The organism is Myxococcus guangdongensis (genome assembly GCF_024198255.1).
Lineage (GTDB): Bacteria > Myxococcota > Myxococcia > Myxococcales > Myxococcaceae > Myxococcus > Myxococcus guangdongensis.
In genome coordinates, this window is record NZ_JAJVKW010000007.1 from 493,671 (window position 1) to 508,984 (window position 15,314).

A 15,314-nucleotide genomic window follows, 5' to 3' on the forward strand; every position below is an offset into this window, starting at 1 on the left:
GGACCCGGCATCACGCGCGCGACACCGGGACGGCGTCGCTGAGCACCTCGCCCGAGAAGCACACCTCGAGCCCGCCATACTCCGACGGGCTCAGGGTCAGGGCCCAGCCATGTGCCTGGGCCACGTCGTGGGCGATGTGCAGCCCGAGCCCCTGCCCCTCCGGCGCGCGTGTGCGGGCCGCGTTGCCCCGCATGCCCCGGGCGAGCAGCCGCGTGCGCTCGTCCTCGGGGATGCCCGGCCCGTCGTCGATGACGCGCAGGTGGAAGCGCCCCTCGCGGGTGCTCTCCAGCACCACCGCCACGTGACCCTCCTCGCGGCCGTAGCGCACGCCATTGCCCACGACGTTGCTCACGGCCTGCTCGATGAGCGTCACGTCTCCGAGCACCCGCACCGGCACCGCGGGAACGCCGCTCTCCAACGAGATGCGCTGCTGCCGGGCGATGGGCTGATGACGTCCGAGGACACGGCCCACGACGTCATTGAGGTCCACGGGTGAGCGTTGGACATGGGGAGCGCCGGCCTCCAGTCGCGTCGCCGCCGCGAGGTTGTGGACCAGGGAGGCCATGTAGTGGGCCTCGCTCATCGCGGAGGCCACCTCCGACGCGGCCACGCGCTCACCGCGTCCCACGCGCTGCTGCATCGCGGACAGGTGGCCCTGCAGCACCGTGAGCGGTGTCATCACGTCATGGGTCGTGTTGGCCAGGAAGTCACGCAGGCCCTGCTCGCGCGCCTCCTGGTGCGCCATCCGCGCTTGGATCTCCGCGCGGGCCTCCTGGAAGGCGCGCGCCAGGTCGGCGATCTCATCCCGGCCGCGCACGGCCACCGGCTGCTCGTAGCCGCTGCGAGCCGAGGCGCGCACGTCCTCGGTGAGCATGCGAATCCTCCGCACCACCGGCCCCAGCGCGAGCACGACGGACGCCACGACGGTGGAGACCAGCAGGCTCCAGTCCTTCAGCGGAGGCAGGGAGAGCAGCGAAGGAGAAGGCGGTTCCTCGCGGCGCGCGAGGATGAAGGCACACGGCCCCCCTTCCCACGGCATGCGCAGCAGCACCTCGAGCATGCGGCGTCCGTCCTGCTCGAAGCGGCGAACCACCGTCCCGTCGAGCGCCGCGGCCTTCATCTCCTCCGACAACGCAGGGGCCCTCGGATTGAGGGAGACGAACCGGGCGTCATAGGGGAAGTGCTCGACCCGCGCGGGCACACGTCCGCCATTGCCGGGGCCATCCCCCTCCCCCGGAGAAGGACGCCCGTCCTCGAAGAAGGAGGGACCGAGGCCACTCGGCGTGGACGAACCTGCGCGCCCACGAGCGTCGGGCCCATCCATGAATGCGCGCGGCCTGGCGCCATCGTCGCCACGAGGTCCACCCTGACGCGGTGGGCGCCCCTCCGCGCCTTCATCGGACGAACGGGGCGCAGGAGGTCGCCCATCATCATCACCACGCGGCGAACGGGGCGGAGGCGGTCGCCCATCATCATCACCCCCCGGTGCACGGGGCGGAGGCGGACGCCCATCCTCGCCACGACGAGGAGGCGGCGCGCCTCGCTCCGAGGGACGCGGGCGCCACGTCTCCGGCGAGGCCTCGCACCGCGAGCGCTCCACCTGCACGCGCGCCAGCGTGGCGGCCTCCAGCACCTCCTCCTGCGAGCGCTCCCGCAGCGATTGCTGGAAGTACGCCATCGCCACCACGACGGGCAGCACCGCCGCCATCGCCGTGAGCGCCAGGCGCAAGCGCAGCTTCACGAACCATCCCCCGCGACCAGCCGGTAGCCCACGCCCCACACCGTCTCCACGCACTGCGCCGGCGACAGCTTCCTGCGCAGCCGCGACACATGCACGTCCAGCGTCCGCTCCGTCCCCTCGCGCTCCGGGTCCAACACGTGCTCCACCAGCCACTGCCGCGTCACCGCCTCACGAGGCCTGCGCGCCAGCGCCGCGAGCACCTCGAACTCCACCCGCGTCAACTCCACGACGCGCCCCTCCACGCGCACCTCACGCCCCTGGAAGTCCACGCGCAGCGGCCCCAACTCCAGCACCGCCTCCGGCCTCTGCAACACCGGCCGGCGCAGCCGCGCGCGCACCCGCTCGATGAGCTCCTCCGGCCAGAACGGCTTCGTCAGGTAGTCGTCCGCGCCCAGCTTCAGCGCCCGCACCTTGTCCAAGGTGTCGTTGCGCGCGCTCAGGATGAGCACCGGCACCTCCGAAAAAAACCGGAGCGCCTTGAGCATGTCCAGCCCGTACGTCCCCGGCAGCATCAGGTCCAGCACCACCAGCCCCACGTCGGGGAGCTCGCCGGGCAGGAGCATCCGCCCCTCCGTCCACCACTCCGCCTCGAAGCCCGCCCCCTTCAGGTGCTCGACGATCTGCGCGCCCAGCCGGGCGTCGTCCTCCACCAGCAGGATTCGCTCCCCCATGTCCCGCTCGCCTCCTCTCCCTCCCGGTCACCACGGTGCCGTCACGAATGGATGAATGAAGGCCGACAGTAACCGGAGGTTCTTAAGACTCCCTTAACGTGGGGCCGGAATCCTCAGCCGCTCCGCCCGAGCACGTCCGCGAGCTTCTCCAGCGCCAGCCGCGCCCGCGTCTTCACCGTGCCCAGCGGATGCCGGGTGCGCTCGGCGATCTCCCGCTGCGACAGCCCCTCGAAGTAGGCCAGCTCCACCACCTCGCGCTGCTCGGGAGGCAGGGTCCACATCGCCGCGCGCACACGCACCCGGTCCTGCCCCGCGCCCAACGCGTCGTCGGGGGCCAGCGGCGTGGCGCTCGTCGGAGGCGGATGGTGCACCACGCTCTCGGCCACACGCGCGGCCGTCCCCTGTGAGCGCAGCCGGTCGATGGCGCGCGTCCGGGCGATGGTCGTCACCCACGTCTCCAGCCCCCCGCGCTCCGGGTCGAAGTCGCGCGAGCGCCGCCACACCTCGATGAACGCCTCCTGGAGCACCTCCTCCGCGTCCGCGCGCGAGGGCAACAGGCGCAGACACGCCGCGAACGCCCGGGAAGCGCAGCGCGCGTAGACGTCCCGCATGGCGGAGGCACTGCCCAGGGCCACCTGCTGGAGCAGGGCCCTGTCGGCCGCCGGGTCGCTCGCCCGCTGAGCAGTGGGTGAAGGAAGCGCCATGCCTTTCCCGGATACCGCAACCCGAGGGGCGGATCCCAGCTTCAAGTATGGGCAGCCGGGCACTCAGCCCCTTCGAGTCCACCGGGTGGGCGTCCTCGACCCCCATCCCTAACGTTCACGAGCCAACGCGGCCGCCGCGCCAGTCGTCCTTCATCAACGCACCCCGCGACACGCCGCCCGGCTTCACTCAACCTCAGACCTATAAGGGCCGCGAGCCGATATGAAAGAGCGAATCGGGAGCGTGTTCATCGAGGGCGTCCAGCCCCAGCTCGACGGGGGCCGTCACGCCGTCAAGCGCATCGCCGGGGACAGCCTCACCGTCCGCGCCGACGTCTTCAAGGAGGGCCATGACGTCCTCGTCGCCGTCGTCCGCTGGCGCCAGGTCTCACCCCAACAGGAGCAGAGCGACTGGGGCGAGGTCCCCATGCGCGCCCTCGGCAACGACGCCTGGGAGGCCGAGTTCCCCCTGGCTCGCAATGGCCGCTACGAGTACACGATTGAAGCCTGGTCAGATTTGTTCCGGACGTGGACCTCCGAGCTGAAGCGCAAGGTGGACGCGGGCCGGGACGTGAAGAGCGAGCTGTTGGAGGGCGCCGCGCTCCTGGAGGGCGCCGCCGCGCGCGCGAAGCCGGTGGACCCGGACGACGCGCGGGTGCTCACCGAGGCCGCGGTGCGCCTGCGTCAGCCGGCGAGCCCGGACCTCATCGCGGTGGCGCTCGCGCCGGAGCTGGCCACGGTGGCTTCCACGTATCCGGACCGGACGCTGGCCCGGCGCCATGAGCCGATGCTCCAGGTCTTCGCGGACCGGGAGAAGGCGCGCTTCGGGGCGTGGTACGAGTTCTTCCCGCGCTCGGCGAAGCGCGACGGCCGCACCCACGCGACCTTCCAGGACGCGGAAGTCTGGCTGCCGTACATCCAGAAGCTGGGCTTCGACGTGGTGTACCTGCCGCCCATCCACCCCATCGGCCGCACCGCGCGCAAGGGGAAGAACAACAGCCTCAAGGCGGGCCCCGACGACGTCGGCAGCCCGTGGGCCATCGGCGCCGCGGAGGGAGGCCACAAGGCGGTGCACCCCAGCCTGGGCACGCTCGCGGACTTCCGTCACTTCCTGCAGGCCGCGCAGTCGCACGGCATCGAGGTGGCGCTGGACCTGGCCTACCAGTGCTCGCCGGACCACCCGTACGTGAAGGAGCATCCGGAGTGGTTCCAGCGCCGCCCGGACGGCACCATCAAGACGGCGGAGAACCCGCCCAAGCGCTACGAGGACATCGTCAACTTCGACTGGATGGGCCCCGCGCGCGAGTCGCTCTGGGTGGAGCTGGAGTCCGTCGTCCTGCACTGGGTGCAGCAGGGCGTGCGGACCTTCCGCGTGGACAACCCCCACACCAAGCCCATCCAGTTCTGGGAGTGGCTCATCCGCCGCGTGCAGGACCGCCACCCGGACGTGCTCTTCCTGTCGGAGGCCTTCACCCGTCCCAAGGTGATGAAGGCCCTGGGCAAGGTGGGCTTCACCCAGTCGTACACGTACTTCACGTGGCGCAACTTCAAGGGCGAGCTGCGGGACTACCTGGAGGAGATCACCCGCCCCCCCGTGTCCGACTTCTTCCGCGGCAACCTGTGGCCCAACACGCCGGACATCCTGCCGGAGCTGTTGCAGAACGCGGGGCCCGGTGCATTCCGCCTGCGCGCGGCGCTTGCCGCCACGCTCTCCTCGGTCTACGGGATGTATTGCGGCTTCGAGCTGTGCGAAGGCCGCCCGCTGCCCGGCAAGGAGGAGTATCTGGACTCGGAGAAGTACCAGCTCGTCGCGTGGGACCTGGACCGGCCCGGCAACATCCGGGACTGGATTGCCAGGCTCAACTCGGCGCGGCGCACCCAGCCCGCGCTGCACACGTACGACACGCTGCGCTTCTTCGACTCCGACAACGAGCGGGTCCTCTTCTACGGCAAGCGCACGAAGGACGGCACCAGCACGGTGCTGTGCGCGGTGAGCCTGGACCCGTACGCCGCCCAGGAGGCGCTGTTGCGGCTGCCCCTGGACTGGCTGGGCGCGAAGCCCGACGAGACGTACCAGGTGCACGAACTGATGACGGACGAGCGCTCGTTGTGGCAGGGCTCCGATGTCCAGGTGCGCCTGACACCCGAGCAGCCCGCGGCCGTCTGGGCGGTGTACCGCTTCCGTCGCACCGAGCACGCGTTCGACTACTACGAGTGACACCCTGAGAGGCGTATGGAACTGGATCCCCTCTGGTACAAGAAGGCCCTCATCTACGAGCTGCACCTAAGAGCGTTCCACGACTCCAACGGCGACGGCCACGGGGACATCCCGGGCCTCATCGAGAAGCTGCCCTACCTCCAGGACCTGGGGGTCGACTGTCTGTGGATCCTCCCGCACTACCCTTCTCCCCTGCGCGATGACGGCTACGACATCGCGGACTTCTACGGCGTGCATCCGGACTACGGCACGCTCGCGGACTTCCAGCGCATGGTGGACGAGGCGCACAAGCGCGGCATCCGCATCATCACCGAGCTGGTGGTCAACCACACCAGCGACCAGCACCCCTGGTTCCAGGAGTCCCGGAGCGATCCGAAGAGCCCCAAGCGCGACTGGTACGTCTGGAGCGACACGGAAGACAAGTACAAGGGCACGCGCATCATCTTCACCGACACGGAGCGCTCCAACTGGACGTGGGATCCGGTGGCCAAGCAGTACTTCTGGCACCGCTTCTTCAGCCACCAGCCGGACCTGAACTACGACAACCCCCAGGTGCAGGAAGCCATGCTGGACATCATGCGCTTCTGGCTGAACATGGGCGTGGACGGCTTCCGGTGCGACGCGGTGCCCTACCTCTTCGAGCGCGAGGGCACCAACTGCGAGAACCTCCCGGAGACGCACGCCTTCCTCAAGCGCCTGCGCAAGACGATCGACTCGGAGTACCCGGGGAAGATGCTGCTCGCGGAGGCCAACCAGTGGCCCGCCGACGTGCGCGTCTATTTCGGCGAGGGCGACGAGTTCAACATGGGCTTCCACTTCCCGGTGATGCCGCGCCTGTACATGGGCGTGCGCCGGGAGGACCGCACGCCCATCGTCGAGATCATGCAGCAGACGCCGGAGATTCCGGACTCGTGTCAGTGGGCCATCTTCCTGCGCAACCACGACGAGCTGACGCTGGAGATGGTGACGGACGAGGACCGGGACTACATGTACCGGGAGTACGCCACCGACCCACGCATGCGCATCAACCTGGGCATCCGCCGCAGGCTCGCGCCGCTGATGGACAACGGGCGGCGGCGCATCGAGCTGATGCACAGCCTGCTGTTCACCCTGCCCGGCACGCCCGTCATGTACTACGGCGACGAAATCGGCATGGGGGACAACATCTACCTGGGCGACCGCAACGGCGTGCGCACGCCCATGCAGTGGACCGGAGACAGGAACGCGGGCTTCAGCCGGGCGGACTACGCCAGGCTCTACGCACCCGTCATCGCGGACCCGGTCTACGGCTATCAGTCCATCAACGTCGAAGCGCAGGAGCGCGTGAAGTCCAGCCTCCTGCATTGGGTGAAGCGGATGATCCGCATCCGCCAGCGCTACCCGGTGTTCTCGTTGGGGAAGCTGCGGTTCGTCTCCCTGGAGAACCGCAAGGTGCTGTCGTTCGTGCGGGAATGGGAGGGCCAGACGGTGCTCGTGGTGTGCAACCTGTCGCGCTTCTCGCAGCCAGCGGTGCTGGACCTGCGGGAGTGGGAGGGCATGGTGCCCGTGGAGTTGATTGGCGACACACCGTTCCCGCGTATCAGTGACCTGCCCTATCAGCTGTCGATGGGGCCCTTCATGTTCCTGTGGTTTCGGCTGGACCAGCCGGTGCCCGGAGGGAGCCGAGCATGACGACCTTGGACCTGACGAAACTGCCCGACCACCTCAAGAGCCAGCGTTGGTTCTCCGGCAAGGCCTGGCCCATCAAGCAGGTCAGCGTGGTGGACCACGCCAACCTGGACGCCATCCCCTGCAACCTGTCGCTCGCCGTGGTGGAGGTCGTCTACGAGCTGGGGCAGCCGGAGCGCTACCTCCTGCCGGTGAAGCCGTCGTCGGACGGCATCAAGGACGCGCTCGAGGACGACGGGTGCCTGCGCGCGCTGTTCGACCTCATCCGCGACGGCGCGCAGATTCCCTCCGCCTCCGGCCGCGTGGTGGGCGAGTGGATGGGTGGCCCCGAGGGACTGTTGGGCCTGACCTCCCCCGTCCCCGTGCGGCGGCTCCTGGTGGAGCAGAGCAACACGTCGGTGGTGCTCGGTGAGAAGGTCATCGTGAAGATCATCCGCAAGCTCGAGGCGGGCGTGAATCCCGAGTACGAGGTGGGGCGCTTCCTCGCCACGCGCACCTCGTTCCGCGCCACGCCCGTGCTCCTGGGGGCGCTGCGGCTGGAGGGCGCCGCCGGGGCCACGCTGGCGCTGGCGCACCGGTTCGTGCCCGACTCGGTGGACGGCTGGAAGTACACGCTGGACCGGATGCGCCAGGCGCGGCCGGTGGGCGACCGCTTCCTGAGCGAGATGGAGGAGCTGGGGGCGAGGCTGGGGGATTTGCACCAGGCCTTCGGCTCGGCGCCCGCGGACGACGCGGCCTTCGCGCCGGAACCGCTGCTGCAGGAGGACCTGCAGCGCTGGAGCGCGTCCATCGTGGGTGAGCTGGGCGTGACGCTGGCGGAGGCGGGCCGCCTGCATGCGGACCTGGAGGGGCGGCGCGAGAAGCTGGTGGAGTACGCGAGGCGGCTCGCGCAGGTGACACCGTCCGGGCAGAAGATTCGCATCCATGGAGACCTGCACCTGGGGCAGGTGCTGCGGGCCAACGACGAGTGGCTCATCTTCGACTTCGAGGGGGAGCCGGCCCGCAGCTTCACGTCACGACGGGAGAAGTACAGCCCGCTGCGCGACGTGGCGGGGATGATCCGCTCGTTCGACTACGCGGAGGCCACGGTGGCGCTCGAGGGAGGGACGCCTCGGGGACGGGTGGGCCCCAGCCGCGATGCATTCCTGACGGGCTATCGCAAGGTGACCCAGGGAGCGGCCTTCCTGCCCTCGGACGACGCGGCATTCGACACGATGTTGCGCGCGTTCGAGCTGGAGAAGCTCCTGTACGAAGTGAGGTATGAGATGGCGAACCGGCCCGATTGGGTGCGCATCCCCGTCGAGGCCCTCATGCGGATGGAGGAAGGCCAGTGAGGAAGCCCGCGGAAAAGGCGCAGGTCGACGCGGAGTTGCAGCGCGTGGTGGAGCTGCGGCACCCGGAGCCCCACTCCGTGCTGGGCATCCATCCGGACGGTGACGGCGTGGTGGTTCGCGCCTTCCGTCCGGAAGCCGTCGCCATCCACGTGCTCCCGGAGTTCGGCGGGCGCGTGCCGATGAACCACCGGCTGGGCGGCGTCTTCGAGGCGCGGGTGAACGGCCGCGACAAGACCTTCAGCTACCTGCTGGAGGTGGAGTACCCCGGCAAGCGCGTCTTCACGCTGAGAGACCCCTACAGCTTCCTGCCCACGCTCGGGGAGATGGACCTGTACTACGCGGGCGAGGGGCGCCACGAGCGGCTCTGGGAGCGGATGGGCGCGCACCTGAGTCACCACAACGGCACGCGGGGCGTGGCCTTCGCGGTGTGGGCGCCCACGGCCGCGGGCGTGTCCGTGGTGGGGGACTTCAACAGCTGGGATGGGCGGCTGCACGCCATGCGGCGCATGGGCGCCTCCGGCATCTGGGAGCTGTTCGTCCCCGAGGTGGGTGAAGGGGCGCGCTACAAGTTCGAGATTCGTCCGGGCCAGGGTGGACCCCGGGTGTTGAAGTCGGACCCGTTCGCGTTCCGCACGGAGGTGCCTCCGGCGACGGCGTCGGTGGTGCACGACCTGGGGCGGTACGACTGGGGGGATGCGCCGTGGTTGGAGACGCGCGCGAAGCACGAGGACGTCGCGCACCAGCCCTGGAGCGTCTACGAGGTGCACCTGGGGAGCTGGCGCCGCGTGGTCGAGGATGGCGACCGGCCGATGACGTACCGGGAGATGGCGCCCGCGCTGTCGGAGTACGTGAAGTCCATGGGCTTCACCCACGTGGAGCTGTTGCCCGTGTCGGAGCATCCGTACGGCGGCTCGTGGGGGTACCAGGTCAGCGGGTACTACGCGCCCACGGCGCGCTTCGGACATCCGGATGACTTCCGCTTCCTGGTGGACCACCTGCACCAGGAGGGCATCGGCGTCATCGTGGACTGGGTGCCCGGACACTTCCCCCGGGACGCGCACGCGCTGGGCGAGTTCGACGGCACCGCGCTGTACGAGCACGCGGACCCTCGCAAGGGGGCGCAGCCGGATTGGGGGACGCTGGTCTTCAACTTCGGCCGCAACGAGGTGCGCAACTTCCTCATCGCGAACGCGCTGTTCTGGATCGAGGAGTACCACATCGACGGACTGCGCGTGGACGCGGTGGCGTCGATGCTCTACCTCGACTACAGCCGCAAGCAGGGTGAGTGGATCCCCAATCGCTGGGGTGGCCGCGAGAACGAGGAGGCCATCCAGTTCCTGCGCGAGCTCAACGACACCGTGCGCCGCAAGCACCCGGGCGTGGTGGTGATCGCCGAGGAGTCCACGGCGTGGCCGAAAGTCTCCGCGCCGACGAGCGAGGGCGGCCTGGGCTTCCACTTCAAGTGGAACATGGGGTGGATGCACGACACGCTGTCGTACTTCTCGAAGGACCCCATCTACCGGCAGTACCACCACAACCAGCTGACGTTCGGGCTGCTGTATGCGTTCAGCGAGCACTTCATGTTGCCGCTGAGCCATGACGAGGTGGTGCACGGCAAGGGCAGCCTGTACGGGCGGATGCCGGGAGACCCGTGGCAGAAGCGGGCGAACCTGCGCGCGCTGTTCGCGTGGATGTGGGCGCATCCGGGCAAGAAGCTGCTCTTCATGGGTGGCGAGTTCGGCCAGCCGGCGGAGTGGAACCACGACAAGAGCCTGGACTGGCACCTGACGCAGGACCCGGGGCACGGAGGCATCCAGCGGCTGGTGGCGACGCTGAACCGTGTGTACCGGGAGCTGCCGGCACTGCACGACGCGGACAGCGAGCCGGTGGGGTTCCAGTGGTTGCAGCCGGACTCGGCGTCGTCGAACGTGTTGGCGTTCGTGCGGCGCTCGCGGCAGCCCGGGCGTCACGTGGTGTGCGTGGCGAACCTGTCGCCGTCCGTGCGTGAGAACTACCGCGTGGGCTTCCCGTTGCACGCGAGCTACGCGGAGGTGGTCAACTCCGACGCGGGAGAGTTCGGGGGTTCCAACGTGGGGAACATGGGACAGCTCCATACGGAGCCCACGCCGTGGGATGGACAGCCCGCGTCCGCGCTGATCACCCTGCCCCCGTTGTCCGTGCTGTGGTTCACGCCGGGCTGAGACTTCCGTGGGCGGCGCATGTTTCACGCCGCCCACGCGATGTCTGCCTATTCAACAAGACAATCGCAGACAATTTATGTTTGTCTATGATTGATTTGCCATGCTCCGAAAACCACTAAACATCGGAGCATGTAGGCATCGCCCTCGTTACGGACGCCCTCGCGCCCGCGAAAACCACTAAACATCAGAGCATGTAGGCATTGCCCTTGGAATGGAGGGATTTTCAGGTCGCGCCGAGGCACTGATAAAGCGTGCATGTAGGCATCGCGATCAGGATCGCAGGTGATCGCGAGCACGACCGATTGCGTGCGCGGACAGGGGTGAAGAACCCACCTACACTCAAGAGCAGCGAGTCGAAATCTCGAGTGATTCCAGGCGGATACCACCCAACACCTGAGAATGACTGAACAAATCGAGCGGACTCTGTCGCGCAAGCAACCTGCATGTTCGTTCATGTAGGCATGGCGATCCTGATCCGACAGTGATCCTCACGCGCCGCACCGAACTTCGGGTTGAAAAGAAACCTACCAAAAGTAAGTTACTGGAAGTACCCAACGGCCCGTCGGTGGCCTCGGCCCGGAGCTTCCGCCATGCATGCCCTCATCGTTGTCGCGCATCCCGAATCGACGTCGCTCACCCACGGCATCGCGGCGCGGATTGGGGCTGGGGTGGTGAGCGCGGGGCATTCATTCGAGGTCGCGGACCTGGCGGCGGAGGGGTTCGATCCAAGGTTCAGTGAGGGGGACCTGGCGGTGCATCGAAGGCAGGAGACGCCGCCTCGGGATGTCCTGGTGGAGCAGGCGCGGATCGACCGCTCGGACACGTTGGTGTTGGTCTACCCCGTGTATTGGTGGTCGATGCCGGCGTTGATGAAGGGCTGGATCGATCGGGTGTTCTCGAACGGCTGGGCGTTCGACTTCGGGTTGGACACGGGGTTGGAGAAGAAGCTGCGGCACCTGAAGGTGCACCTGATCGCCATCGCCGGCGCGGACCTGCGAACCTATGCGCGGCACGGGTACTTCGGTGCGATGAAGACGCAGATCGACCACGGCATCTTCGACTACTGCGGAGCCAAGGTCGTCACCTCGGAGCTGCTGGTCGACTCGGAGACCCAGGCGCCCGAAATCCACCTCGCGGCGGCACAGGCACTCGGGAAGAAGCTCTTCGGCGCCACGGGGCAGGCACAGAGCACCACTGCGGCCTGAACCGGCGCGCACAGTCCCTGGATGCACAGCGTAGATTCGGGCTGCAGTCCATTGAGGATGTGACGATGGGACGCTGGTGATGGATTTCGAGAAGCTCATCGAACAGTTCGCACTGAACGTGGCAGCGCAGACCGAGGCCATCTTTCGGGGGGATGCCAGGACCGGGAACAAGCACGCCAGGAAGTACGGCGCCGCCGTCGACACGCTCCTCGCCCACGGCAACGAAGGGCGCGATGCTCTCCTCGTCCTGCTCAAGCACGAGAGAATGGATGTGCGCGTGATGGCGGCCGCGCATCTCCTCCGCTATCGGACAGCCGAGGCCAAGGCGGTCTTGGAAGAGGCCGCCAAGGGCAAGGGGCTTGTCCCCTTCGGAGCGCAGCAGGCCTTGAAGCGCTGGGAAGAAGGAACCTGGGCGCTCGACCCGGGGTAGTCCGCTCAGGACGCGGGGCGATAGCGCACGATTCGCAGGGAGCCGAGCACGCCGCGGAACGAGGTGATGGACGCGATGCGCTCCTTCCCACCCACCTGTGTCCATTCGAGCACGTGGACGCTCATGCGCCCTCCACGGTCCTCGGTCACGAGCACGGCACTCGCCTTCTTGCCCGAGTAGTGGACCATCGACTGCCGGAAGGTCCGATGGACTTCGCGATTGCCGGACTCCTGTGCCAGTCCTCGCAGGAAGACCCTCGGCGTCGTCGCGTCCCACAGGACGAACTCTCCGCCCCGGAGCCTCTGCTCCAGGCTGGCGACGACTTCGCGTGCCGTGGTGACTCCGGGGTCGCTCCCGCACTCACCCTCACAGCCGTACGCCTCGCCGTCACTGCGCTTCGCACACGCCTCGACGCAGGACTTGCTGACCTGCGCTTGCTTCTCGCGAGCCTCCTCGAGCGACTCGCGCACACCTTGGGAACGGTCGTCCGCGATGAAGCTGGCGTCGTCCAGGTGGAACAACCCGGCGGCCTCGACGAGCCCCTCATCGTTCACGACCGCGAGCGCGGTCCTCGCCGCCGCAAGCTGGGCCGCATCATCCAGGGCTGACACCTCCATCCAGGACTTCCGCGCCTCGGAATCGTCCGACTCGAGGTCCACCTTGTCGAACAGAGCCGCGGCCTCCCGAGCCACGACCAGCGCCGTGCCATGGCTCCCTTCCTCCGGGAACTTCGCGAGCATCTGCGCCGGCGTGTCCTGGGACCACGCAAGCGTCCGCGCCCACAAGGTCTCCACCTCGAAGCGCGGCGCCCAGACCACCTTCGCCTGGGTGTCGTTGCGCGCGGCCGCCTGCTTGCGCTCGAACGCGAACGTACGGACCTTCTCGTACGCGGCGGCCTCCGCCTCCGGCCGGTACGGGTCATCCCCCTCCACGTAGACCCGCAGGTCGCTCAGGCAAGTGTCCTCGTACTTGGAGCCGGGATACGTCGTCACGAGCGTGAGCCGGACACCCTCGACCGTCGCGGGCACGGGCAGCCGCACCTCCTGCCAGCCCTGCACGTCGATCAACTCCACCTCCAGCGGCAACCCGGTGGTCCGGGCACCTGTCTCCCCCTGCACCAGCGGCTCGAACCGCACCTTGCGCGGACGCGCGTTCGCTTTGAAGAGCTTCGCGGACTTCTGGTAGCCGTTGCGCACGAAGATGCGGTAGCGCTTCGCCTTCGTCAGCGCGGGGCCCCACCACTCCAGCGACGCCCCCTCCCCTCGCCCTTTCACGCCCTCCACCCACGCCGTGGCTGGATCATCGTCCGCGACATAGAGCGGCAGATAGTTCTGCTCATGCTTGTTCCAGCCGCTCTCCAGGAACGAGGACGCCGTCACGCGGCGGGGATGCAGCCGTTGCGCGGTCCCCGCATCAGGCTCGAGCATTAGGGACGGCGCGGCGGCGAGCAGCAGCGACAGCAGCATCATCGGGGCGTCCCTTCGTCCAAGGCTGGCTGACAGGCTACTCCGCATCGCGAAGGGACATCAGCAGCACCCGGTCCCAACTCGGCTCCACCGCCGAAGCCGCGGCGAGCAACGTCAGCGCGATGCCCGCCGTTCCCTCCAACAGCCCCGGACGCTCCACCCACGCGGGCGCCCCCCGCGCATCCTGCCCCCAGAAGGCATACCCCCCGATTCCTCGCCCCGGCTGCCACGAGCGCAGCACATGCTCCAGCCACCGCCGCGCCGCGCTCTCGAAGAGTTCCTCCCCCGTGGCCTGATGGAACCGGTTGTAGATGTGGAGCAGCCCCGCCGAGCCATGACACAGCGGAGCGTCCTTCACGCCCGAGTCCTCCAATGGGCGCATCGCCGCATCACGAGCCAGCTCCAGCGCGTCGGACTCCCAGCGGGACTCACCGACATCACGGGCCGCAGTGAACAGCACCAGCGATACCCCAGGGTCTCCGTAACACCACGCGGCGCGCGCAGGCCGCGGCGTCCTGCCACGAACCACCTGGTGCGGAAATCGCCGGCCCACCTGTGGCAGCCGCTGCGCCATCACCCAGGACCACACATCGTCCAACAAGCCTCGGGCCGCGGACTCCGCCACCCCCGCCCTCACGGCCCCCGCCAGCACCGCGATGACTCCCGGCACGCCATGCGCCACGCCCAGGTCATGGCCACCCTCGGGAGACTCACGCCGCCAGGTCTCCCCCAGCCGAGCCACCACACCCTCCAGGCAACGCCGTGCCTCCACCCGAGGCAGCCGCTCCAGCGCATACACCCCCAACCCCACCAACCCCGAGAGCAGCTCCACCGGCCCCGTCCAAGGAGCCACGACCAACCGCTCCGCCAGCGCCGCGTCCACCTCCTCCAACGCGTCGTCGCCCTCCCCCAGGTGCTCCAACGCCCACGCCACGCCACTCACACCCGAGTGCAGCGACATCCCCATCGGACGTGACGCCACCGCCTCCATCGCGTCATCCAACAACCCGCGCGCCACACCCGCGAAGTCCTCGGAGGCGTCCACCTTGTCCAACCAGGCGAACAGCAGCGCCAACCCCGAGTCCCCCGACGCCAGTGATGCATCGGGAGCACGACCCGGGAGCATCTCCGCGAGCGCCCGCGCCAACCCATGAACGACCCGGAGCACCTCTTCCCGAAGCGCGCCCTCCACCAGGGGCCGCCACTTCGCGGAGCAGTCCACGTCGCCGCTCATGTTTCATGTCTCAAGACGTCTCGCACCACACAAACCCATCACAGACAAGTGCACCGGGTCTGAAACAACACCGGACCTGATACATCCTCGACCCAGCTCGCGCGACAGGGTGCCCAGCCAACAACGGGCTGACCGGGCACCCCAGGCCTTCGACTCCCGCATCACGGTGAGCACCGCGACACGGAAAGACGACTACGGATCGATCTGACCGGCGACCTCGGGCGAGGTCTCGATCACACCGCACTTGCCCGAGGGGAAGTTGGTGTAGGGGTTGGTGGTGCCGGTGCCACCGACAACGCCATCCAGCATCTGCAGCGCACCCTCGTCCATGGAGCGCAGCGTCTCGCGGTGAAGGGTGAGCTTGCGCTTCGCGGCGACCGTCTTCTTCGGCTCGTTCACAAGAACTCCTGATCAGTGAGGGGGACGACGACACGGGTTTCACGTC

General features: G+C 68.4%; 12 protein-coding genes. 6 read left to right on the plus strand and 6 right to left on the minus strand.

The window, feature by feature from the left end:
* Nucleotides 1–10: 10 nt before the first annotated feature.
* The 3 genes from LXT21_RS23705 to LXT21_RS23715 all read right to left on the minus strand — a co-directional run bounded on the left by LXT21_RS23705 (nucleotide 11) and on the right by LXT21_RS23715 (nucleotide 3,116).
* A complete protein-coding gene (locus tag LXT21_RS23705) occupies nucleotides 11–1,741 on the minus strand; it encodes a sensor histidine kinase (protein WP_254040437.1) in 1,731 nt (576 codons plus the stop codon).
* Nucleotides 1,738–2,412 (minus strand): response regulator transcription factor, encoded by a 675-nt coding sequence (locus LXT21_RS23710; protein ID WP_254040438.1) that lies wholly within the window; start codon nucleotides 2,410–2,412, stop codon nucleotides 1,738–1,740. The genes LXT21_RS23705 and LXT21_RS23710 overlap by 4 nt, the downstream gene beginning before the upstream one ends.
* 113 nt (nucleotides 2,413–2,525) lie before the next feature.
* Complete coding sequence (locus LXT21_RS23715; RefSeq protein WP_254040439.1) at nucleotides 2,526–3,116, minus strand: sigma-70 family RNA polymerase sigma factor; 591 nt, start codon at nucleotides 3,114–3,116, stop codon at nucleotides 2,526–2,528.
* A gap of 220 nt (nucleotides 3,117–3,336) precedes the next feature.
* On the opposite strand from LXT21_RS23715, the gene LXT21_RS23720 reads away from it, so the two are divergent.
* The 6 genes from LXT21_RS23720 (at nucleotide 3,337) to LXT21_RS23745 (ending at nucleotide 12,169) form a co-directional block, all read left to right on the plus strand.
* Nucleotides 3,337–5,331: an alpha-1,4-glucan--maltose-1-phosphate maltosyltransferase gene (locus LXT21_RS23720; RefSeq protein WP_254040440.1), complete on the plus strand. Its 1,995-nt coding sequence runs from the start codon at nucleotides 3,337–3,339 to the stop codon at nucleotides 5,329–5,331.
* A 15-nt stretch (nucleotides 5,332–5,346) separates the two neighbouring features.
* The gene (gene treS, locus LXT21_RS23725; RefSeq protein WP_254040441.1) at nucleotides 5,347–7,002 is read left to right on the plus strand and encodes a maltose alpha-D-glucosyltransferase; all 1,656 of its coding nucleotides are present in this window, start codon (nucleotides 5,347–5,349) and stop codon (nucleotides 7,000–7,002) included.
* Complete coding sequence (locus LXT21_RS23730; RefSeq protein WP_254040442.1) at nucleotides 6,999–8,333, plus strand: phosphotransferase; 1,335 nt, start codon at nucleotides 6,999–7,001, stop codon at nucleotides 8,331–8,333. The genes treS and LXT21_RS23730 overlap by 4 nt, the downstream gene beginning before the upstream one ends.
* The gene (gene glgB, locus LXT21_RS23735) at nucleotides 8,330–10,534 is read left to right on the plus strand and encodes a 1,4-alpha-glucan branching protein GlgB (RefSeq protein ID WP_254040443.1); all 2,205 of its coding nucleotides are present in this window, start codon (nucleotides 8,330–8,332) and stop codon (nucleotides 10,532–10,534) included. The genes LXT21_RS23730 and glgB overlap by 4 nt, the downstream gene beginning before the upstream one ends.
* Before the next feature lie 590 nt (nucleotides 10,535–11,124).
* Nucleotides 11,125–11,739 (plus strand): NAD(P)H-dependent oxidoreductase, encoded by a 615-nt coding sequence (locus tag LXT21_RS23740; RefSeq protein WP_254040444.1) that lies wholly within the window; start codon nucleotides 11,125–11,127, stop codon nucleotides 11,737–11,739.
* 79 nt (nucleotides 11,740–11,818) lie between these two features.
* Complete coding sequence (locus LXT21_RS23745) at nucleotides 11,819–12,169, plus strand: DUF2019 domain-containing protein (protein ID WP_254040445.1); 351 nt, start codon at nucleotides 11,819–11,821, stop codon at nucleotides 12,167–12,169.
* A 5-nt stretch (nucleotides 12,170–12,174) separates the two neighbouring features.
* Here the strand turns inward: LXT21_RS23745 and LXT21_RS23750 are convergent, their stop codons facing one another.
* The 3 genes from LXT21_RS23750 to LXT21_RS23760 all read right to left on the minus strand — a co-directional run bounded on the left by LXT21_RS23750 (nucleotide 12,175) and on the right by LXT21_RS23760 (nucleotide 15,268).
* Complete coding sequence (locus LXT21_RS23750) at nucleotides 12,175–13,638, minus strand: NADase-type glycan-binding domain-containing protein (protein ID WP_254040446.1); 1,464 nt, start codon at nucleotides 13,636–13,638, stop codon at nucleotides 12,175–12,177.
* A 34-nt stretch (nucleotides 13,639–13,672) separates the two neighbouring features.
* Nucleotides 13,673–14,869 carry a lanthionine synthetase C family protein gene (locus LXT21_RS23755; RefSeq protein WP_254040447.1) on the minus strand — a complete coding sequence of 399 codons (1,197 nt, stop codon included), beginning with the start codon at nucleotides 14,867–14,869 and terminating at the stop codon, nucleotides 13,673–13,675.
* Nucleotides 14,870–15,061: 192 nt separating this feature from the next.
* Nucleotides 15,062–15,268: a hypothetical protein gene (locus tag LXT21_RS23760; RefSeq protein WP_254040448.1), complete on the minus strand. Its 207-nt coding sequence runs from the start codon at nucleotides 15,266–15,268 to the stop codon at nucleotides 15,062–15,064.
* Between the last annotated feature and the right edge of the window lie 46 nt (nucleotides 15,269–15,314).